The organism is Flexivirga alba (assembly GCF_042661025.1).
In the GTDB taxonomy this organism is placed as follows: domain Bacteria; phylum Actinomycetota; class Actinomycetes; order Actinomycetales; family Dermatophilaceae; genus Flexivirga; species Flexivirga alba.
The window spans coordinates 735,486-756,023 of record NZ_JBHSWH010000001.1; the positions used below are offsets into that span (position 1 = coordinate 735,486).

Sequence of the window (20,538 nt, forward strand, 5' to 3'; positions counted from 1 at the left end):
AGGGTGATTTCGGCCTGTGAGAGTTCAGTGACAGAATTAGTGTTGTGTCGAGTCTTTCGGGAGGGGTCGGCGACCTCACCGCCAAGCAACGTCGAGCCGAGTCCGGCCCTGCGTTGCTTCCCGTGTGGTGGCGCGCCTACCGGCGACCGCGCTGGTGGTTCGAGATCGTCCTCATCGTCGTACTCGACCTGGTCTACGAACACTTGCGCGATCTGGTGCCGTTGCGCGAGCACGCCGCGTACGACCGTGGGTGGGACCTCTTCCACTTTGAGCAGAACATCGGGTTCGACGTCGAACTCACACTCAACCGTTTCGTGATGGACCACCACTGGATCGCACAGGCGGCCAACTACAGTTACGCGGCGTTCGCCTTCCCGGTGATCGCGGTTCTCGTCTGGATGTTCATCTGGCATCGCCGTGTCTACAAAACGGCTCGCAGTGTGCTCGCCTTCACCACGGTTCTCGGACTGATCGGTTTCTGGCTCTTCCCGACTGCTCCCCCGCGGCTGCTCGACGGTGCCGGATTCGTGGATACCACCGTCTATTTCCACACCATCGGTTCGTGGGGCAGCCGGTCGGTGTCCAGTCACTCCAATCTGTTCGCGGCCATGCCAAGCCTGCATTGCGGGTGGGCCCTGTGGGTCGGCCTGACGCTCTTCTTCGTCGCCCGCCATCCTCTGCTGCGCGCGATCGGTGTCCTCTACCCGATCTGGACGCTGTTCGTCGTCATGGCCACGGCCAACCACTTCATCTTCGACGCCTTCGCCGGCTACTTCTGCGTCGGCGTTGCGGTGCTGGCGGTCTGGCTGCTCTTCGGGCACAGCCCGTGGACTCCCGCGCGCGACGAGAACGAGCTTGTCGAGGACGAATTGCTCGAGCGGGCTGCGAAGTCCGGCGACGGCCGGGACGCCAAGACCCGGTCGACGACGTCGGTCTGACCTCCGGTCAGAGGCGAAGCACTTCGATCAGGGGTGCAACGCTTCGAACTCGGCATCCGCCACGACCTCGTCGTCGGCGTCCAGCCGGATGTGCGCGAGGATCGTCTGAACCACCCGCAACGCAGCCGACGACCGCACGCCCCACTGCGACAAGTAGCTGAACTGCCACCACCACAGCGCCTCACTCAGCCTGGCGTGGTCGAAGTGCACCAGTCCGTGCTCGAGCGCTCCCACGATGTCGGCCAGGTCGTCGGACAACGCGCCGCGGGCCGGCTCGACCGAGGTGAGCGGGTCGACGACGTCGGCATAGTCGTCGATGCCGTCGAGCATGTTGGCCAGGCCCATCCGCAGCGCGTCGAGGCTGCTCTCCGGACCGGGGTCGGCCTCGAAGCGCTCCTCCGGCACGACATCTTGTATGGCGCCCAACCGCGCGCCTGCGACCTGCAACTGCGAGAGCATCAGCAGCATCAACGGCAGGGCCGCGTCGGGGGCCGACCCGGCGGCGAGCTGACGCACCGACTCACAGAACGCACGGGCGTCCTGGGCAGTCTCCGCGGCCAGCGTCCCCACCTGCAGGGCTTCGGTGTCAGGTGTCTCAGGCATCGACAACTCTCCGTCCTTCGAATGCGCGGCCGAGGGTCACCTCGTCGGCATACTCCAAGTCTCCCCCGACCGGCAGTCCGGAAGCTAGCCTCGTGACGCGCAATCCCATCGTGCGCAGCAGCCGGGACAGGTAGGTCGCGGTCGCTTCGCCGTTCAGGTTGGGGTTGGTCGCCAGGATGATCTCCTCGATCGGCTCCTCGCCGAGGCGACGCAGCATCTCGGTGATCTTCAGGTCATCCGGCCCGATGCCGTCGATCGGGCTGATCGCACCACCGAGCACGGCATACCGGCCACGGAACTCGCGGGTCCGCTCGACGGCGACGATGTCCTTGGGCTCTTCGACGACGCAGAGCAACTTGTCGTCTCGGCGCGGGTCCTGGCAGATGCGGCACAGGGTGTCCTCGGCGACGTTGAAACAGCGCTCGCAGAAGCGGACCTTCTCCCGCACCGTCGTCAGCACTTCGGTCAGCCGGGTGACGTCGGCAGGGTCGGCCTGCAGCAGGTGGAAGGCGATCCGCTGCGCAGATTTCGGACCAACCCCCGGCAGCTTGCCGAGCTCGTCGATCAGGTCCTGGACCACACCTTCATACACAGTTGTTGAGCCTAATCGCCCGGCATGACGACGCGCGCCCGCCTCGCCCACCGGCGACCGGGCCGTCTCGGCCGAACCCTGACGGCTGGATTGACCGCTGACGGTGCGATTGGACCGTCAGCCGTCAATCCAGCCGTCAGAGTCGAACGTCGTGCCCGCGCTAACCCGGCGGGCGTTCGTTGTATGACGCGGCGCGCTCCTGGCCGGACAGCGCAGCGATCGCTTCCATGATCGTGTCGGTCGCGATCCGTCGTGCCTTACCGGCCGGCATCGTCTTGAAGCTGTCACCGAAGTGCAGCGGCTCGCCGAACTTCACGGTGACCTTCGCCAGCCGGGGGATGTTCGTGCCGATCGGCTGTACCTCAGGCGTGCCGATGATCCCGACCGGCACAACGGGCACACCGGCTTGCATCGCCAGGTGCGCGACGCCGACGCGGCCACGGTAGAGGCGACCGTCTCGCGAGCGGGTGCCCTCGGGGTAGATGCCGAACGCCTCCCCTCGCGCAGCACCTGCAGCGCCTGATCGAGCGAGTTGACCGCCGCACGGGAGTCCTCCCGCTCGACCGGGATCATGCCCATGGCGTTGAACCAAGTGCGCGACGCTATGCCCTTGGCACCCTTGCCGGTGAAGTACTCGGCCTTGGCGAGGAAGACCACCTTGCGCGGTGCGACCAGCGGTATGACGACGCTGTCGACGAACGACAGATGGTTGCTCGCGATGAGCACGCCACCGGTCCTCGGCACGTTGTCCCGACCCTCGACATTCGGCCGCCAGATCGCCCGCAGCAGCGGAGCGACGGTCATCCGCGACAACGGGTAGAGCGGCCCGCCGCCCATTATTTCCCGTCCCCTCGTGCCTCGTGTGCGGGCATGAGCCTGTGCTTGTTTGAAAGCTCGCTGCGCTCGCTCATCAGTCGACCTGCTCGTCGATCACGGTGGCGCCGAGCACCGCCTGCATCACCGGCAGACCGACCTGGCCGAGGTCATCGACGTCCTCGTCGTCCATCCTCTCGGCGACCTCCTCATCCTTGGGCTTCGTCGGCTCCGCGGATTTTACTGGTGCTGCTGGGTTTTCGGCAGTCGCCCACTCCGGAGGCGGGGCGTTGACCGAACCCCAGCCACCGCCGCCGTCGTTGCCGGCGGACGACGCCAGTCCCGCCTGAGCGAGCGCTTCGGCGGCACGGGACCGCCGGGCGGGCGGCGGTGCGGCCGCGACCGACTGCTGTGCGGTCGGCGGCTCAGGTGCTTGTTCGTTCGTCGGCTGAGCCGGTGGCGACGACGGCTGCTGCCGCCCGGCTGATGCCGGCTGGGTATCCGCGGGCGGAGCGTCAGCGGGCGACGAACCGGACGCGCTGCCGGGTGCGTCGCCCGACTCCGGCGGCAGGCTGGGTGAGGGTGCGCCGGCGTCGGCCCGCGCCGTGACGCGAGCGCGGACACCGAGTGCGTCATACAGGGCCGCAGCGACGACGTCGGGGTGCGGTGGTCGCTCGACCGCGGAAGCGAGGCCCGGGCTGCTCGTGCCGAGCACGAGCGTCTCGCCGTCGAAATCGGCCACGTGCGCGTGCTGGCTGAGCAGCGCCCAGGTGACGCGCTTGCTGCGGGCGATGCGGTCCAGGACGTCGGGCCAGGCACGGCGTATGGCGTCTGTCGTCACCGCACCCGTCGGAGCCGCCGTGGGCTGGTCGGGCGCCGGTTGAGCGGGTGCCTGCGGGGGCTCGATACGCGGCTCGTCCCTCGCCGCTACTCGACCATCCACCAAGCTGGTCGAGTTGTCCGAGGCGCTAGCCGAGGACGTATCGAGACCCGCAACCGGAGCCAGGGTCTCGATACGCGGCTCGTCCCTCGCCGCTACTCGACCACCTTGTGCCTGCGGCTCGTCCCTCACCGCTACTCCACCAGCCACCATTTCCGGCTCGTCCTTCGCCGCTGGTCTCGATACGGCCTCCTCCGCTGCGCTCCCCTGCCTGCTCGACCCGCATCAGGGGCCGGTGGGCCGCCGATGTCCATGCGGCGCTCGAGTCGGTCGAGGCGGGCGGCATACCCCTGCTCACCGGAGACGGCAGGCAACAGCACCCGCGCGCAGATCAACTCCAGCTGCAGGCGCGGGCCGGTGGCGCCGGTCATCTCCGACAAGCCGGTGTTGACGATGTCGGCGGCACGCGACAACTCCCCGGACCGAACGACGAAGCCTGCTGGCGCATCCGGGCCAATTGGTCCTCGGGCACGCCGCGCAGCACCTGCGCCGCGCCGTCGGGGACGGCCGCGATGACGATGAGGTCGCGCAATCGCTCGAGCAGATCTTCGATGAATCGCCTTGGGTCGTGGCCGGATTCGACCACTCGGTCGACCTGCCGAAAGACGGCGCCACTGTCGTGGGCTCCGAGCGCGTCGACCGTTGCGTCCAGCAGCTCGCCGTCGGTGAAGCCGAGCAGCGAAGCGGCCCCGGCATACGTCAGACCCTCCTCGCCCGACCCCGCGATCAGCTGATCGAGCACCGAGAGGGCGTCCCGGAACGAACCCCCACCGGCGCGGACGACGAACGACAGCACGCCCGGCTCGACTGCGACCTTCTCCGCCTCGCACAACTGCTCCAGGTAGCCCTGCATGGTGCCGGGCGGCACCAGCCGGAACGGATAGTGGTGGGTCCGCGACCGGATGGTGCCGATCACCTTCTCCGGCTCGGTCGTCGCGAAGATGAACTTCACGTGCTCCGGCGGCTCCTCGACGATCTTCAGCAACGCGTTGAAGCCCTGCGGCGTCACCATGTGCGCCTCGTCGATGATGTAGATCTTGTAGCGCGACTGCGCCGGCCCGTATGACGCCCGCTCTCGCAAGTCACGCGCGTCGTCGACACCACCATGACTCGCGGCGTCGATCTCGATGACGTCGACCGTGCCCGACCCGCCACGCGCGAGCGCCACACACGACTCGCACACCCCGCACGGCGTGGGCGTCGGCCCCTGCTCGCAGTTGAGCGATCGTGCGAGCACCCGGGCGCTGGTGGTCTTGCCGCAACCGCGTGGCCCGCTGAACAGGTAGGCGTGGTTGACCCGTCCGGTCCGCAGGGCCTGCATCAGCGGCTGGGTGACCTGGTCCTGGCCGATCATGTCGCCGAAGGTGTCGGGCCGGTAGCGGCGGTACAGCGCGGTGGTCATTGCAAAACTCTATTCGCCCTCGCCCACACGCGTTACCTGTCCGTCCACAGAGCTTGACACGGCAGCGAAAGGTACGGTGGACGTCATGCTCTCGTCGCGCCGGCCGCGCTCGCCGACGACGCTGGCAATCGGCTGCGCCGTGCTCTTCGCATTGATCTACATCTTCTGGACACCACAGGTGCCGGACCTCGCGGCGCAGGTCGCTCGGGCCAAGGTCGCCCAGGTCGGTGGTGCTCCGGTGTGGTGGGGCGGTTGGTTCGGCGGGATCAACCTGCCGAGTTACAGCGCGATCGTGCCGTTCTCGATGGCGACCTTCGGGATCCGGCTCACCGGCGTGGCCGCGGTCATCCTCAGTGCGTATGGCGGGGCGCTCCTGGTGGAGAAGGCGCCGCGCCCGCGGGCCGGGGCAGTCGCGATCACCCTCGCGCAGGCCGCCGACCTGCTCAACGGCCGGGTGACTTTCACCGTCGGCGCCGCGCTCGGCATCTGGGCTCTGGTCGCGCTGCGCGCGCATCGCGAGAAGACCGCCGTAGTGGTGGCCCTCCTCTCGTTCCTCGGCTCCCCCTTGGCCGGCTTCTTCGTCGGCATCATCGCCATCGTGGTCGCCATACTCCGCCCGGACTATCGGCGTACGGCGAGCATCTGCGCCGCCGCGCTGCTCATCGGCGGGCTGGCGATGGCGGTCCTGTTCCCGGGCACCGGCACCATGCCGTTCCCGATCAGCGATGCGGCACCGGCGATGCTCGCCTGCATCGTGGTTATCGGGGTGTGCCACCAGAAACTGATCCGCGCAACGGCAGCCGTGCTCGCCGTGTCGTTCCTGCCATTGCTGATCATGCCGCTGGCGATCGGCACGAACGCCACCCGGCTGGCCTGGCTCGCCGCGGTGCCGGTTGTCATCGCGTATGCCGAAGTCCGCGACTCACTCACCTGGCTGTGCGCGCTGATCGTCGCGATCTGGCCGGTCAGCGACCTGGTCAACCAGCTGCACCTGGCCGGCCAGCCGTCGAGCAGCTACGTCTTCTACCAGCCGTTGGCGACCGCGCTCAAGGCCGACCAGCAGCACTTGGGTCCGGCGGCTCTGGGTCGGCGGGTGGAAGTCGTCGACACCAAGAACCATTGGGGATCGGTCTATCTCGCGTCGTTCTCGATCGCACGCGGCTGGGATCGGCAGGCCGATCAGGCGGACAACTCGATCTTCTACCAGACGGGACTGCTGAACCCGGTCAGCTACCGCCAGTGGCTCGACTCGCTGGCGGTCGGCTGGGTGGCGGTTCCCAAGGCACCGATCGATTACGCGTCCCACGACGAGGCGCTGCTAGTCCTCGGCGGGCTGCCCTACCTGAAGCCGGCCTGGAGCAACTCGGACTGGCGGCTCTTCCGAGTCATCAACCCCGCGCCGCTGGCGACCGGCGGCAAGGTCATAAAGATCGACTCGCACGGTGTCACGCTCGACGCGACAGCGAACAAACCGATCGACCTGAAGGTCCGCTACTCGTCATACATCGGTGCGGTCAATCCGACCACCAAGGAGCAACTGACGGCGTGCATCGTCAACAACAATGGTTGGTTGCGGGTCACCGTGCCGACAAGCGGCGAGATCCGACTCTCCAGTGATTTCAAGCCGGTTCGCTCGCAGCCCCCGGGTTGTGTGGCGCCGGGCGAGACGCCGTCGCCCTCGTCGAGCGGAACGAGCTGACGAAGCACGAGCCCACGGAAACCCGGTTCGAGGTTCGGAGCCCCCGCGAAGTATCGGGGGAGCGTGTCGGGGTCCCCACGAAGTATCGGGGGAGCGAAGCGGAGGAGAACTTCGTGGGGTGACGGAGCGGAGGAGAACTTCGTGGGCGCTCTATCGGGGTCCCCGCGAAGTATCGGAGGAGCGCAGCGGGGGAGAACTTCGTGGGGTGTAAAAGAACCCCTCGCACACCTGGAAGAGCTCTCCTACCCTTGCTGCATTCCTGCCCTGGGGGAATTCGGAGAGGTACCACCGCACGAGGGGTCCGGCGCCAACTGTAGAACACGCGGGCTCGTCATACGCAATCGAGGTGGCCCGTCTGATCCCGATTCGGAGTCCTGGCCGCGAGCAGGTATTCTCCTCGGCGGAGGATTCGCATAGTGGCCTAGTGCGCACGCTTGGAAAGCGTGTTGAGTGAAAGCTCTCAGGGGTTCGAATCCCCTATCCTCCGCCAAAGCTGAGAGGGACCGTCCATGTTTTTCCGGGCGGTCCTTCTCTGCGTTGGCGCGAGGCGCTCGATTCGGGAGGAGGAGCGCAGCGACGACGGTTCCCCTATCCTCCGCGTTCTTCCACGCTCCGCCGCAGGTTCACCTGTATGCCGTGCCCCGGTCAGCCCGGCTGGGCAGGGTCGCCATACGTGAGTGATGACCAGACGTCAGCAGGTTTCCACGATGCCGCGGATGCGGCCCTCTTCGGTAAGCGACTCGGCCGCCGACAGGTGGTAGCGGGTCTGACCACCGGTGCCGCGCTGGCGGCAGCCGGCTTCTTCGAATCCGGCACCGCGAGCGCCGCGGCATCCGCGCAAGCCGACAAATCGTCCGAAAAGCACCAACAGCCAACGGAATCGGCCACACCGCCAATCTCGGGCCTGCACACACAGTTCGGAGCCGACGCCCGCCGCGAGGTCGTCGTCTCCTGGCACACGCTGCAGCCGGTCCAGCAGGCCCGCGTCCTGGTCGGCACGGAGTACGGCTACCGCCGTTCCTACCCGGCCAACACACGCAGCTACGTCGACGCCAAGTCCGGCACCACGGTCTACGCGCATCACGCGAAAATCACTGGGCTGCAAGCAGATTCGGAGCACCTCTACCTGGCCGTGCACCGCGGCGCAGCCGCCGAGGGCGGCAGCTTCCGCACTGCCCCCAACGGACGAAAAGCCTTCACCTTCACCAGTTTCGGCGATCAGGGAACCCCGACGGTCGGCAAGCAGGTCACGGACTCGGCCGGCAAATCGGTCATGGCCAACGACAACCTAGGCTCCTTCGCGGCCGGCGACACCACCCTCGGCGTCGAGCAGCTCCAGCCGCTCTTCCACCTCTTCAACGGCGACCTCTGTTACGCCAACCTCGCGACGGATCGCGTGCGCACCTGGTGGGACTTCTGGGCCAACAACAGCCGCAGCGCACGGCACCGGCCCTGGATGCCGTCGGCCGGCAACCACGAGAACGAGCTCGGCAACGGTCCGATCGGCTACGCGGCATACCAGACCTTCTTCGAGCTGCCGAAAGCCTCCGGCCAGACCGACACCACCCGCGGCCTCTGGTATTCCTTCTCCGTCGGTTCGGTGCGGGTGATCTCGATCGCCAACGACGACGTCTGCTACCAGGACGGCGGCGACAGCTACGTGCGCGGCTACTCCAAGGGCGCGCAGCAGCGTTGGCTCGAGTCGGCGCTGCGCGATGCGAGTCACGACAAGGACGTCGACTGGATCGTCATCTGCATGCACCAGGTCGCGATCTCGACCGCAGACCAGTTCAACGGCGCCGACCTCGGCATACGGGAGGAGTGGCTGCCACTCTTCGACCGGTATGGCGTGGACCTCGTCGTCGGCGGCCACGAGCATCACTACGAGCGGTCGCACCCGATCCGCGGCCAGCAGGACAACGAGACCCGGACACCGATCCCGCGCGCGACCGACAGCCAGGTCGTCGACACCACGAAAGGCACCGTGCACATGGTCATCGGCGGCGGCGGCACGTCGGCCCCGTCGAACGGGCTCTTCTACAACCCACCGGCCTGCCGGGTCATCACCTCCGTCGGCACGAAGGGCAGCAACGGCAAGCGGACCCCGAACTACGTCAAGGAGGACGCACCGTGGTCGGCGGTTCGCAACCCGGCGCACGCCTACGGGTTCGCGTCGTTCTCGGTCGACCCCGGCTGGCAGGGCGGGAAGACATCCATCACGGTGACCTACTACGACGTGACCGGCGTCGGTGGCCAGCTCACGCCATTCGAGACCTTCCGCCTCGAGCGTCCGCGTCGTCACTGATCGACGCTCGCCCCGCCGATGGCGCATCGACATCGACATGTGATGAACGCGCCGTGGGACGATCCTCGGGATCCACACAAGAACCACTCATACTGTGTGCCACAAGGATTGTTGTGGCGCACAGGTGGGAACATGGGGTTGACCGGTAGGCGCGTGGCGGGGGCTACGGTCGTCATCGCCTTGACGCTGCCCGCGATCGCCGCCTGCAACAGCACGAACGCGGGTCACCCGACGTCCGAGTCGTGTGTCGGCGCCGAGACGGTCCCGACGATGAAGATCGCTCTCAACTCCATCCACGCCAACATCTGGAATGCCGACGGCAAGACCGGTCAGGCCGCCAGCGTCGCAACGCAGTTGTCCTGGCGTGGCATCAAGATCATCGCCACGGGTAACGACCCGAAGGGCGGCACAGCACCGAAGTACGCCCAGATCCGCTACGGCCCCAACGGCAAGCAGATCGCACTCACGCTCGCCCAACAGGTCAAGGGTGCAACGCTCGAGCAGGACAACCGCGCCGACCCGAGCGTCGACCTGGTGATCGGCGCGAAGTTCGCGTTGGTGCCCGTCCCGCCACCGGCGCCGTCCAAGATCACCGTCAACGTCTACAACGCCTACGTCCTCCCCGGCACGGCGGCGACTCTGGGCACGGAGTTGCACAAGCGCGGTTTCAAGGTTGCCGCCGTCGGCAACGACCCGAAGCGCGGCTACTACCCGGACAACGCGGTCGCCATACGTTATGGGGCGCAGGGTGAGCCGGCCGCGCGCCGGGCGGCGTTGCAGTTCAAGAACGTGAAGATGATCCAGGACGGCCGCAAGAGCACCACGGTCGACGTCGTCATCGGCAGCAAGTGGGTCGACAGCTCCATCGTCCCCGTCGCACAGGCGACGCCGGCTCCGACTCCGAAGCCGACGTCGTCCAGTTGCGCGGCAACCGCCTCAACGTCCGGCGGTTCCGCTACCTCCAGCTAGTGGCTCAGCGCCGACGAGCCGTCCCGAATATCCCGCGGGTGATCTCGCGGCCGAGCACCGTGCCCGCCGACCGCAGCGCCGACTTGAACGCCGACGACTTGATCACCTGCTCGACCATGCCGGGCGCTTCCTTCTTCTTCGGCTCGGCCTTCTTGGCCTCCGCCGGCGCGTTCTCGCCATCGCCCGCTGCCGGGGCCCCGGCGAGCTTCTTGTTGAGCATCTCGTATGCCGACTCCCGGTCGACCGCCTCCGAATACTTCGGCGCGAGAGGCGATTTCGCGATGATGCCGTCCATGGTCTCGGCCGGCGACGGAGCCATCAGGGACAGCGGCGCGCGCATCCGGGTCCAGGCGACCGGCGTGGGTGCGCCGTTCTCGGACAGGACGGTGACGACGGCCTCGCCGGTGCCGAGCGACGTCAGCAGCTTCTCGAGGTCATAGCCACTCGTCGGGAAGGTCTGCACGGTCGCCCGCAGCGCCTTGGCGTCATCCGGGGTGAAGGCGCGCAGCGCGTGCTGGACCCGGTTGCCGAGCTGGGAGAGGACGTCGTTGGGCACGTCCTTCGGCGTCTGGGTGACGAAGAAGATGCCGACGCCCTTGGAGCGGATCAGCTTCACCGTCTGCTCGATCGCAGTCAGGAACGCCTGCGACGCGTCGTTGAAGAGCAGGTGCGCCTCGTCGAAGAAGAAGACCAGCTTCGGCTTGTCAGCGTCTCCGACTTCGGGCAGGTCATGGAAGAGGTCGGCCAGCAGCCACATCAGGAAGGTGGAGAAAAGTGCCGGCTTGTCCTGGACACCTGGCACCTCGAGGCAGGTCACGATGCCGCGGCCGTCCTCCGCCATACGAGTGAGGTCGGCGGTGTCGAACTCCGGCTCGCCGAAGAACGCGTCGGCTCCCTGGTCGGAGAACGCGATCAAGTTGCGCAGTATGACGCCGGCCGTCGACGAGGAAAGCCCGCCGAGGCCCTTGAGGTCCTCCTTGCCCTCATCCGAGGTGAGGAACTGGATGACCGCGGTCAGGTCCTTCAGGTCCAGCAGGCTCAGGCCGCGCTTGTCGGCGTAGTGGAAGACCAGGCCCAGGGACGACTCCTGCGTGTCGTTGAGTCCGAGCACCTTGGAAAGCAGCGTCGGACCGAAGGACGTGATCGTCGCCCGGATCGGCACACCCTTGCCCTTGCCGCCGAGGGAGAGGAACTCGGTCGGGAAGGCGGTGGCCTTCCAGTCCTCGCCGACGTCCTTGGCGCGTGCCTCGGTCTTGTCGCCGCCTTCGCCGGGTGAAGCGATGCCCGAGACGTCGCCCTTGATGTCGGCAAGGAATACGGGGACGCCCGCGGTGGACAGTTGTTCCGCCATCAGTTGCAAGGTTTTGGTCTTGCCGGTGCCGGTCGCTCCGGCGACCAGGCCGTGCCGGTTCATCATCGAGATCGGGAGTCGGATCGGCGTGTCCGCGTGTGCAGTGTCGTCGATGACGGCAGCGCCGAGCTCGATCACCGCCCCCTCGAAGGAGTAGCCATTCTTGATCTGGTCAAGCTGTCCGCCAGCAGTGGATTCAGTCACATTGACCGAGAATAGTCGCGCCACGCCGATGGCCGAAGGGTTCTGCGTCAGGTCGCCATTAAGCTGGCCGGGTGATCTTCAAGGCGGTGGGCGAGGGGCGACCCTACCCGGATCACGGTCTGGTCAGCTCGAAAGACTGGCGCACGGTTTCACCGCGTGTCGTACGGCTGGACGAACTCGTCACGATCAAACGCACGCTCGACCTGGACACGCTGCTGTCGGAGGACTCCACGTTCTACGGCGACATCTTCGCGCACGTCGTGTCCTGGCAGGGGGATCTCTATCTTGAAGACGGACTGCACCGGGCGCTGCGCGCAGCGCTGCAACAACGGCCCGTGCTGCACGCACGGGTCCTAGTGCTGTGAGTTACGTCCGCGAGGACGGCGGCCTCGCTCAGGCACGGCGCCGCAGGCACCGCCGGTCAATGATCGTCATCGCAGTGGCTGTGGCCATGGTGCTCGGAGCATTCTTGTATGCCGTCACGTACATGAACGGGCGCAACCAGGCGGCCCCGACCGCTTCCTCGTCGTGCAATGTGACGCAGACTCCCCCACCCCAGTCGATCTTCGTGCTGAACATCTACAACGCCTCCGACCGCAGTCAGGCCAAGGAGACCGGCATCGCGATGACGACGCACGGCTTCACCGTCGGCACCGTCAGCAACGACCCCTACAAAGAGCGGTTGAAGGGCGTCGGCCAGGTCAGGTTCGGGCCGAAGGGCAAGAAGAACGCCACCGAATTCGTCAAGAAGTACGTGCCCGGCGCGCAGCTGGTCCTGGACGGCCGCACCGACGACTCGGTCGACCTGGTGCTCGGCGACCAGGCTCCGGCTGTCCGGTCCGCACCCCCACCACCGTCACCCCGCCGCCCGGCTGCCCCGCGCCGTAGCACCCCGGAGGGGCCGAGCGGCATCCACACCAAGCTGGTCGAGCGTCGCCCTGAGGAGCCCGTGAGGGACGAACGGGCGTCTCGAAGGGTAGTGGCTGGAGGAGCGCAGCGGGGGAAGCCGCGTATCGAGACAGAACCGACCGCTCCCGTCATCGAGAGGTCGACAGATGCCCTCAGTCGCAGAACTCACGACATCCGTTGACCTCTCGACGGGCTGTCAGCGCCAGCTGCGCGGACCGGCACCTCGTTTTGGCGTCACGCGGACCGTCGGGTAGTGCCCACCAAGCTGGTCGAGCGTCGCCCTGAGGAGCCCGTGAGGGACGAACGGGCGTCTCGAAGGGTAGCGGCTGGAGGAGCGCAGCGGGGGAAGCCGCGTATCGAGACCGAGACCTCGTTTTGGCGTCACGAAGGTGGTCAGGTAGCCTCTTCGGCGGTGGCGTGTCCGAGCGGCCGAAGGTGCAACACTCGAAATGTTGTGTGGGGGCAACTCCACCGTGGGTTCAAATCCCACCGCCACCGCCAAAAATTGAGAGACCCGACACCAGTTTCGTCGGGTCTCTCAATTTTATTGGAGACAGCGGGATTTGGGAGGAGGCTTGTGAGGGACGAGCGAGCCGACGGCTCCCACCACCGCCAAGCCCTGGGGAGACACCTTCCAGGCTTCGCCCGCCGGCGAGATAGCGTGATTCACATGAAGCCAACCCTGCTGTATGACGCCGACTGCGGCTTCTGCACGAAGGCAGCAGGATTCGCCCCGCGACTGCACCTCAAGGTCGAAGTCGCTTCCCTGCAGTCGGTCGATCTCGATGCACTCGGAGTCTCGCCGGAGCGAGCGGTCGTCGAAATGCCGTTCGTCCATGCCGACGGTTCGGTCGTCTACGGGCCCGAAGCCATCGCCGCTGCCCTGCAAACCGGTCCGGCGCCGCTGCGGGTGGTCGGGCGGATCATTACCTTGCCCGGCATCGACCGGATCGCGAAACCCACCTACGCCTGGGTCGCGAAGCATCGCCACCAACTCCCCGGTGGCACACCGGCCTGCGCACTGCCGCCGAGCGCGCCGAGCTGATCAAACAGCAGGGCCTAGCGTCATACCGTGTGGTTCGGGCCTGGCAAGATCGGGCCGACCTTGAGGTAAGGCCCGCCCGACGTGCAGGTCACCTCGGGCAGCGCGACGAAGGCGAAGGCATACGAGTCCGGCGGATAGACACGTATGCCGGGAGCGGTCGCCTTCGCACAGTCGCTCTTGCGCGGCGCCGACGAGATGAAGAGACCCGCCGACCCAGTCGCGTTGGGAATCAATACGATCGGCTGATGTCCGACGATCCGCTGCGCCGGCTTGCCGAGCTGATGGCCGCCGCTGCTGGCCGATCGGTAGGACACTCCGGGAGCGCCGGTCAGCTTGCAGACCGTGTTGCTGATGTTGGTGAACCGCAGCGACCGGTGTGATCCCTGCATGTCGGAGTTGCCGCCGCCCACTGAGATCCGCAATTGACCGACGCTGCACAACGCGACCGGCTTGTCGCCCGCGGAGGACGTGCTCGACGGCTTGACGGCCGGCGGCATCGCCGTCGCGGTTCGGTTGCTGCCCGATCCGCTGGTGTGCGTCGGCGGAGCCGACTTGGCCGGCGACGATGTCGTGCTCGATGCGCTGCCGACCGACGAGCTGCCGGCAACGGTCGGCGCCGGACTGGAGCTTGTCGAGTCGGCGTCCATCGCCGGCGAAAGCGAATTGCCGCCAGTAGAAGCGGAGCCACTCGATCCACAGCCTGTGAGGAGCAGCGTCATACCGATGCCTGTTGCAGTGAGACCCGTAACTACTGATGTGCGATTCATCGTGGTCATCCCTGGAGGCTCCCGGTCGATCGCTCGCCGATCGACCTCTCACTGATAGGACGCGCCGCCCCGGCAGCAGGTTGTTAAAGGAATGTTCAGCGTTGCCCCAACAGCCCTCGCACGTAAGCCAACTGGCCAAAGTGCTGGGTGATGTCGCCGAGAACTGACGTGATGCGGACCGCTGCCGTCACGGGCGGGTCCCACCGCTCGTCGACGATGCGTTCGTAGTCGGCGTGAGTCTTCAGTGTTTGCAACACTTTGAGGGTCAGCTCGTGCACGTCGGCGTGGTAACCGGTGAGCAACGCAACGTCGGTCACGGAGAACGCGCCGACCTCCTCGCTGGACTGGCCGTAGCCGAACGCCCGCTCGTCATACGGAAGCCCGAATCGTTTGGACCAGCCACTCATCCAGGCCTGTTCGATGTCACCGACTCCGGCAAGGTGGTCGTCCTGGACACGTGCCAGGTGCCACGCCAGCCAGCCGATCGAGTTGGCATCGGGGGCTGGTCGCCAGAGGATCTGCTCGGCGGTCAACCCGTCCAGTTGCGCAGGCAGCCCGTCGCGCACCCGGGTGAAAGCGTCGGTCAGGATCTCGGTCGCCACATCTGCCGTCTCAGCCATGTCATCCACCCAACCACGCGTTCCGGGCACCTGGGCGAACCAGGGGTGCCTTGTCCGCGGCGCACGTATGACGGAGACTGACACCTGTGAGAGCGACCGAGACCATGCACCGCGCCCGCGCGTATTTCGCTGGTATGGCGGTCCTGCTCGGACTCCTCGCCGTCGTCGCCGAGCCGGGCCAGGCACCGCTGCTGATCGGTGTCGCACTGGCCGCTTCACTGCTGGTCGTCTCGGCGTTTCACCTACTGCTGCCGACGGCCGTCACCCGAGCCGACGTGGGACCGCACCGGGCGAGGGCGCCCGGCGTCATACTCACCAGCACGCATCCGGACGCAGCCGGCCGTCCCCGGCCGAGAGCCCCAGGAGCCACCCCGGTGGCCCTGGCCTGATCCAACCGTTGGGGCCACCTCCGATCACCCTGCTCAATTCCCTTGATCCGGAGGCTCTTTCATCATGCATGTCGTTGCCCTGCTCGACCCCTTCGTCCACCTCTTGTATGACGTCATCGGCCCGCTGGCCGAGCACGTCCCGGCCGCCGCACTGGTGGTCGCGCTCACCCTGCTGACCCGTCTCGCGCTGCATCCGCTGATGCGGCGACCGGGGCTGCTCACCGCGCTCGCCCAGGCTCCGGTCTTTGCGACGATCTACCGCCTCTTCACCAGCCCGGTGATCGCGGGCCAGCAGAATCTCCTGCTGGACCAGTCACTGCTGGGCGCACCGATGGCCGGGCATCTGCTCAGCGTCGGGCTCCCGGGGCTGTTCGTCCTCGGCGGACTGCTGATCCTGATCGCCGCGGTCGCCTGGCTGACAGTCCTCGATGCCCGCGCACATGTGTCGGCCCTCGTCATACCCGACGGGCAGCCGCCGGAGGTTGCCGCTGTTGCGGCCCGGATGCAGCGGGTGGCGCCATACCTCTCGCTCGGGTCGGTCGTCTTCGCCGCGCTGATGCCGCTCGCTGCGATGTTCTACCTGTTGACCACTTCGACTTGGAGTCTGTTGGAGCGGCGACACCTGCGCGGCCTCGCACTCGCGACGTGAAGGTAGGTCAGCGCCGGGTCGCCACCACCACCCATCCCGGCCGACATGACAGCATCGCCATGGCGGCCTATCGCGATAGCTCACTGACTGCACAGGTGAACGGTTCGCCAGGTTCGCGCGTCATTGGAGGAGAGGGAGGCGAGACATGTGCAAACCCGTTGGTGATGGACGGCCGCAGATGCTGCGTCTGATCAAACCGGTTCCTGGGGAAGAGGGACCGAGGGACATCGAGGCTGAGGACACTGACCTCGTGCGCGCGGTGCTGTCGCTGGGCGGCGTGCCGTGGGCCGAGCTCGACGACGGTGTGCAGATTGTTCGGCTCAAGCTTCTTGAGACACAAGCACGCGAGGCGGCAGGCGAGAGCGACAGTGTCCGTGAGGTGCGAGCGTGGCTCACCGTCGTGAGTTCGAACGTTGCCGCCGACTGGCACCGCCGCCGCGCGAGGGATGCACGGGTGCAGGAGAAGCTTGCGTCCACCCTCGACCAGTACTGGTCGGATCGCCGCCTCTCCGGCACGTCGAACGATCGCGATACCGCGCTGATGGTGGCCGCCGCTCTTGAGTTGCTCAGTCCCTCGCACCGGCAGGTCATCACCCTGCGGTATTGGGCAGACATGACCGTGCCCGAGATCGCCAATCGGCTGTCGGTACCAGTCGGCACCGTCAAGAGCCGTTTGCACTCAGCGACGCTGATGCTCCGCGACTGTCTCAGTGATACGGAAGGCACTGCTGTCACAGATTCGGTCAATACGAAGAGAGGTCGTCGCGATGCATGATGATGACGAACTGACGCCCGACGAGGAACGTCGCCTCCGCGGCGCGTTGAAATTGATCGCTACGGCATCGGCTGAGCAGCCAGCAATACAAGAACATCAGCCGCAACACGGAGCCGGCCAAGCATCTTCGGGTCACCGGATGCGGTGGACAGTGATCAGCGCAGCAGCCGCTGTGGTGCTGGTCGGCTGTGCCGGCACGGCACTGCTGGTCAATCGCTCCGGTGACTCAACGGTTGCTGGCGCCTCTTCTGTGTCGGACGGGCCGGCCGGCGACGAGCGTGGGCAAACAATCGCCGAGGGCATCGCCTGCTCTCGGGCAGTCGCGGTTGCCGATGTCGTCAAGATCGCCGGAGCAAACTCACCGCGGGTAACCGTGACGATGCGGGTCACCGAGTGGATCCGTCCGGCTCACGGGCCATCCACACTCGAGTTCTCTGACCGAAATCCGAAGCTTGATGGCGTCTGGCCCACTTGGAAGGTCGGAGGGCGATTTCTAGTGATCATCCCCACGAAGCCATCTCACGCGGTCAACGCCTTCCAAGGGAAACAACTGACGTGGACACGACACCTCATCCAAGATTCGCTGGGAGCTGCTTCCACGACGTCATGCCCGTCGCTGCCGACGGAACCTGCCAGTCCGGGGACAGGGTGAGCCAGCAAGCCGGTCCGTCGATGAGCTGAGGAGCCACCGGTCCGACCGGGAGTCGCTGCTCTCAGGTTTTTTTCAGATTCCCTTGACGGATGTTGAAACGCAGAGGACCGTTCTTTTCCACAAAGGAGAGAACGGGGAGGTTTCGATGCATGTTCGAAGAGTGCGCGTAGTCGCGGCCGGAGCAGTCTTGGGTTGTGCCATTGCCGGAGGAGCGGCAGGCAAAGCGTTCGCAGATTCGACCGACAATTTGGTTCCGACCGGGAATTACCACACCCCATGCAATAAGGGTGGTCCCGGGTACGGACCAGTCTGCTTGACAGACAACAATCAAGTTTACTACTACATGAATTCAAGCGGATCTCTGGAGCTTGAAGCAGGAGACAAATCGGTGGTGCGCAACATGCTCGCATCACAGTACTCGCCGACCGATCTTCAAATCTACTACGACAGCACGCCAAAGCTTACAGGTACTGGTGAAACCGACATTCTGTATCAAGAGGGCGATGTTCCCGGATCTTACAACGGCTATACCTGGTGCGACGACCCCGTCGCCACCTATGTGTGCGACCAAACGGTAGTCCGTATCGAGGGTGGCGGATACTACAAACCTGGCTTGAGTTGTCACGAAACCGGCCACGCCGTGGGCCTCACCCATGGGGCTGATGCGTATCCTCGACGCAATCAGCGGGACTCTATTCTCGGTTGTATGGAAACGCCGACCGATGATTTGACGCCTCTTGGCGCAAATCAACGAAACAACATCAACGCTTACTACTGATCGGGGGAATAATGAAAATCAAAGCGGGAGTCACCAAATCGGTGGTCGCGTGTGCCGCGGCAGCGTTGGCAACAGCACTCATGACCTTCCTCTTGATCGGGCACCACTCCGAGCGGGCCGCGGCGGCGGGTGCCAGCCACGTTCAGCTGGGGTCAGGTGCGGACCGACTGCCGAACGAGACAGCGGCCGACTGGACGACATATGCCGACTACATCGCAGTCGTCACAATTTCCGCAGAACGCGAGCTGCCGCCGACCGACACCGAGTTGGGCCAAGGGCAGGGCATGATCCTGCGATCGGTGACTCTCGATGTTGGTAACGTTCTGTGGTCAAAGACCAGCGCCCCGCGAGATCTTCCGGCGAAATTCGAGCAGACCGCCATTGGCTGGAAGTTCGGCAACGGCGACGTGAATGACCGCCAAGAGCTTGGCATCACCGACGCGTCACGCATGGAAGTCGGGCACACGTACATCATGGCGCTTGAGTGGACTGATGCGCGCTGCTCGCCCGGCGACAAAGTCCCAGCTGGCTGGCGCGGCCTTGGCGCCGCCTCGACGCTGCCCTATGACGATGAAATTGTTGGACAGGGTGAGATGGAAGGAACGGTTCAGGCCGCGACACAAGCACGGACAACGCTTTCCAGTGCGCCGATGGATGGCACCGTTTACGCGCTGACCGTTGGTAAGTCGGCGTACGCGGTTCAAAACCTGTTGAATTCTTCAAAGCCGGAGGCACCGCGACAGAGCTTCGCCGCCAATTCAGCCGGAGAACCGTGCAGCTAGCCGCAAACTGAGAAGCGACCATAGAAGGTGGCGTGAATATCCCAGCGTTACTCACGCCACCTCTATTTGGTCGATTTCTAACAGTGGAGACCAGTGTCGGGCCGCAGCGGCACAAGGCACGGACTCCTACGCTGGAGCGGCGCCACCTGCGGAGTCTCGCGCCGGCGGCGTGAGGGCACGTCAGCGCCGGGTCGCCACCACTGTCACCTCGTGCCGGTTGTGCTGCAGCTGTCGCATGAAGCTCGGATCGTATGCCGCCACAAGCACTTCCAGCGCATCGTCGATCTGCTTCTCGGGGTTGTTCGTGCCCAGCTTCAGGGTGATGACCGCCTGACCACCGGGTCGCAGCAGCCGTGCCGCGTCCACCATGGTGTGCGCGGTCAGCTGCGGCACCATCCGCATGTCGTTGACGATCAGGTCGACGGCGTCGCCGTCATACTCCTTGATGAAGTCGCCGGCCGTCTGCCGGTGATGTATGACGCCGCCGAGCGCCAACACGCGATCATCGAGTGCCGCCGGATCCACCGCGTGCACCTGCCGAAACCCCTGCGAATGCACGATTCTCGTCCACCCGCCCGGACTGGCACCGAAGTCCACAGCAGCCTCGCCGGTCGGCGCCTCGACATACGAGAAGAGCTCCTCGAGCTTGAACTCCGCGCGTGACACCTGCTCGGGCACGGTCGCCAGGCGGATCCGACCGCCGGGCCAGTCGCACAGTGACAGCGCGCTCGGATTGACGCCGGCCGCGATCCGGTCGGTGCCGAAGCACACGCTCCCGACCTTGTCGGCACCGCTCGTCACCACGCGAATCCCGTTGTCCATCAACGTTTCCAGCAATGGCCGGCGCACCTTACCCGGCGCAAACTCGGCGTCGCCGCTGTCCCAGGTGTGCAAGCTGATCTCGTCGCCGACTTCGAGCGACGTCAGCAGAACACTGGCCGCCCATTCGGCAAGATCCGCCGGTGCGTCGAAGCTGCCCGCGCCGCGCACAGCATCGGCTCGCGCGAGATGGCGGACAAGCGGCAACTCACCGCCCCAGCACGCATCCGAAACCTCCTGCAGCGTGCCGGAGCCGAGGTGCGCGACACCGGCGTCCGGGCCGACCCGCTGCACCTTGGTCACGTCCAGCGCCGCACGCAGTTCGGCGACGGCGAAGCGGTAGTAGTCGGGCGCGACGGAGAAGAGCACAGGTGGTTCCACGACGCCATCCTCCCAGCCCCAACCCACCCAATCCCCACCGACAGGACACCCGTTCATCGAGAGGACACGCAAACAGGCCCGATTCGGGCCCAATTCGAGCGGATTTCCCTGTCCCTTCGGTCATTGGGTGTCCTCTCGGCGAAGAGGGGGCGGTCG

Annotated in this window: 19 protein-coding genes, 2 tRNA genes, 1 other RNA gene and 2 pseudogenes; 14 read left to right on the forward strand and 10 right to left on the reverse strand. The window is 66.0% G+C overall.

Annotation, left to right across the window (positions count from 1 at the left end; all coding sequences use genetic code 11):
- Positions 1-44: 44 nt before the first annotated feature.
- Positions 45-938: a phosphatase PAP2 family protein gene (locus ACFQDH_RS03645; protein WP_382398563.1), complete on the forward strand. Its 894-nt coding sequence runs from the start codon at positions 45-47 to the stop codon at positions 936-938.
- Between the two features lie 27 nt (positions 939-965).
- On the opposite strand, the gene ACFQDH_RS03650 is transcribed toward ACFQDH_RS03645, so the two are convergent.
- The 4 genes and pseudogenes from ACFQDH_RS03650 to ACFQDH_RS03665 all read right to left on the reverse strand — a co-directional run bounded on the left by ACFQDH_RS03650 (position 966) and on the right by ACFQDH_RS03665 (position 5,288).
- Positions 966-1,541, reverse strand: coding sequence for a DUF5063 domain-containing protein (locus tag ACFQDH_RS03650; RefSeq protein WP_382398564.1), 576 nt, complete (start codon positions 1,539-1,541; stop codon positions 966-968).
- Positions 1,534-2,133 (reverse strand): recombination mediator RecR, encoded by a 600-nt coding sequence (recR, locus tag ACFQDH_RS03655; RefSeq protein ID WP_382398566.1) that lies wholly within the window; start codon positions 2,131-2,133, stop codon positions 1,534-1,536. Before recR ends, ACFQDH_RS03650 begins: the two co-directional genes overlap by 8 nt.
- 160 nt (positions 2,134-2,293) lie before the next feature.
- Positions 2,294-2,970 (reverse strand): annotated as a pseudogene (locus ACFQDH_RS03660) (lysophospholipid acyltransferase family protein).
- 73 nt (positions 2,971-3,043) lie between these two features.
- Positions 3,044-5,288 (reverse strand): annotated as a pseudogene (locus tag ACFQDH_RS03665) (DNA polymerase III subunit gamma and tau).
- Between the two features lie 85 nt (positions 5,289-5,373).
- Between ACFQDH_RS03665 and ACFQDH_RS03670 the strand changes: the two are divergent.
- Entirely contained in the window at positions 5,374-6,987 is a 1,614-nt protein-coding gene (locus ACFQDH_RS03670) for a hypothetical protein (protein WP_382398569.1), read from the forward strand.
- 208 nt (positions 6,988-7,195) lie between these two features.
- Here the strand turns inward: ACFQDH_RS03670 and ffs are convergent.
- Positions 7,196-7,292, reverse strand: an RNA gene (gene ffs, locus ACFQDH_RS03675) — signal recognition particle sRNA small type.
- Between the two features lie 97 nt (positions 7,293-7,389).
- Here ffs and ACFQDH_RS03680 point away from each other — a divergent pair.
- From ACFQDH_RS03680 to ACFQDH_RS03690, 3 genes are all read left to right on the forward strand, one after another.
- Positions 7,390-7,477 (forward strand) — tRNA-Ser (locus ACFQDH_RS03680).
- 183 nt (positions 7,478-7,660) lie between these two features.
- The gene (locus tag ACFQDH_RS03685) at positions 7,661-9,292 is read left to right on the forward strand and encodes a purple acid phosphatase family protein (RefSeq protein ID WP_382398571.1); all 1,632 of its coding nucleotides are present in this window, start codon (positions 7,661-7,663) and stop codon (positions 9,290-9,292) included.
- 153 nt (positions 9,293-9,445) lie between these two features.
- Positions 9,446-10,261, forward strand: coding sequence for a LytR C-terminal domain-containing protein (locus ACFQDH_RS03690; RefSeq protein ID WP_382398573.1), 816 nt, complete (start codon positions 9,446-9,448; stop codon positions 10,259-10,261).
- Between the two features lie 4 nt (positions 10,262-10,265).
- Here the strand turns inward: ACFQDH_RS03690 and ACFQDH_RS03695 are convergent, their stop codons facing one another.
- Complete coding sequence (locus ACFQDH_RS03695) at positions 10,266-11,816, reverse strand: helicase HerA-like domain-containing protein (protein ID WP_382398575.1); 1,551 nt, start codon at positions 11,814-11,816, stop codon at positions 10,266-10,268.
- Between the two features lie 71 nt (positions 11,817-11,887).
- On the opposite strand from ACFQDH_RS03695, the gene ACFQDH_RS03700 reads away from it, so the two are divergent.
- The 4 genes from ACFQDH_RS03700 to ACFQDH_RS03715 all read left to right on the forward strand — a co-directional run bounded on the left by ACFQDH_RS03700 (position 11,888) and on the right by ACFQDH_RS03715 (position 13,770).
- Complete coding sequence (locus tag ACFQDH_RS03700; RefSeq protein WP_382398577.1) at positions 11,888-12,181, forward strand: type II toxin-antitoxin system VapB family antitoxin; 294 nt, start codon at positions 11,888-11,890, stop codon at positions 12,179-12,181.
- Positions 12,182-12,240: 59 nt separating this feature from the next.
- A complete protein-coding gene (locus ACFQDH_RS03705; RefSeq protein WP_382398579.1) occupies positions 12,241-12,906 on the forward strand; it encodes a LytR C-terminal domain-containing protein in 666 nt (221 codons plus the stop codon).
- Between the two features lie 230 nt (positions 12,907-13,136).
- A tRNA-Ser gene (locus ACFQDH_RS03710) sits at positions 13,137-13,226 on the forward strand.
- Positions 13,227-13,395: 169 nt separating this feature from the next.
- A complete protein-coding gene (locus tag ACFQDH_RS03715) occupies positions 13,396-13,770 on the forward strand; it encodes a thiol-disulfide oxidoreductase DCC family protein (RefSeq protein WP_382398581.1) in 375 nt (124 codons plus the stop codon).
- Between the two features lie 20 nt (positions 13,771-13,790).
- Here ACFQDH_RS03715 and ACFQDH_RS03720 read toward each other — a convergent pair whose 3' ends face one another.
- Positions 13,791-14,537 (reverse strand): DUF4232 domain-containing protein, encoded by a 747-nt coding sequence (locus ACFQDH_RS03720; RefSeq protein WP_382398583.1) that lies wholly within the window; start codon positions 14,535-14,537, stop codon positions 13,791-13,793.
- Between the two features lie 95 nt (positions 14,538-14,632).
- Entirely contained in the window at positions 14,633-15,157 is a 525-nt protein-coding gene (locus ACFQDH_RS03725) for a mycothiol transferase (protein WP_382398585.1), read from the reverse strand.
- 86 nt (positions 15,158-15,243) lie between these two features.
- Between ACFQDH_RS03725 and ACFQDH_RS03730 the strand changes: the two genes are divergently transcribed.
- From ACFQDH_RS03730 to ACFQDH_RS03740, 3 genes are all read left to right on the forward strand, one after another.
- Positions 15,244-15,546, forward strand: coding sequence for a hypothetical protein (locus ACFQDH_RS03730; RefSeq protein WP_382398587.1), 303 nt, complete (start codon positions 15,244-15,246; stop codon positions 15,544-15,546).
- Positions 15,547-15,610: 64 nt separating this feature from the next.
- A complete protein-coding gene (locus ACFQDH_RS03735; RefSeq protein ID WP_382398589.1) occupies positions 15,611-16,195 on the forward strand; it encodes a membrane protein insertase YidC in 585 nt (194 codons plus the stop codon).
- 178 nt (positions 16,196-16,373) lie between these two features.
- Positions 16,374-16,970 (forward strand): RNA polymerase sigma factor, encoded by a 597-nt coding sequence (locus ACFQDH_RS03740; protein WP_382398591.1) that lies wholly within the window; start codon positions 16,374-16,376, stop codon positions 16,968-16,970.
- A gap of 132 nt (positions 16,971-17,102) precedes the next feature.
- Here ACFQDH_RS03740 and ACFQDH_RS03745 read toward each other — a convergent pair whose 3' ends face one another.
- Positions 17,103-17,360: a hypothetical protein gene (locus ACFQDH_RS03745; RefSeq protein ID WP_382398593.1), complete on the reverse strand. Its 258-nt coding sequence runs from the start codon at positions 17,358-17,360 to the stop codon at positions 17,103-17,105.
- Between the two features lie 575 nt (positions 17,361-17,935).
- Here ACFQDH_RS03745 and ACFQDH_RS03750 point away from each other — a divergent pair.
- A complete protein-coding gene (locus ACFQDH_RS03750) occupies positions 17,936-18,400 on the forward strand; it encodes a hypothetical protein (protein WP_382398595.1) in 465 nt (154 codons plus the stop codon).
- Between the two features lie 80 nt (positions 18,401-18,480).
- A complete protein-coding gene (locus tag ACFQDH_RS03755; protein ID WP_382398597.1) occupies positions 18,481-19,182 on the forward strand; it encodes a hypothetical protein in 702 nt (233 codons plus the stop codon).
- 180 nt (positions 19,183-19,362) lie between these two features.
- Here ACFQDH_RS03755 and ACFQDH_RS03760 read toward each other — a convergent pair whose 3' ends face one another.
- Positions 19,363-20,382, reverse strand: coding sequence for an SAM-dependent methyltransferase (locus ACFQDH_RS03760; RefSeq protein ID WP_382398599.1), 1,020 nt, complete (start codon positions 20,380-20,382; stop codon positions 19,363-19,365).
- Between the last annotated feature and the right edge of the window lie 156 nt (positions 20,383-20,538).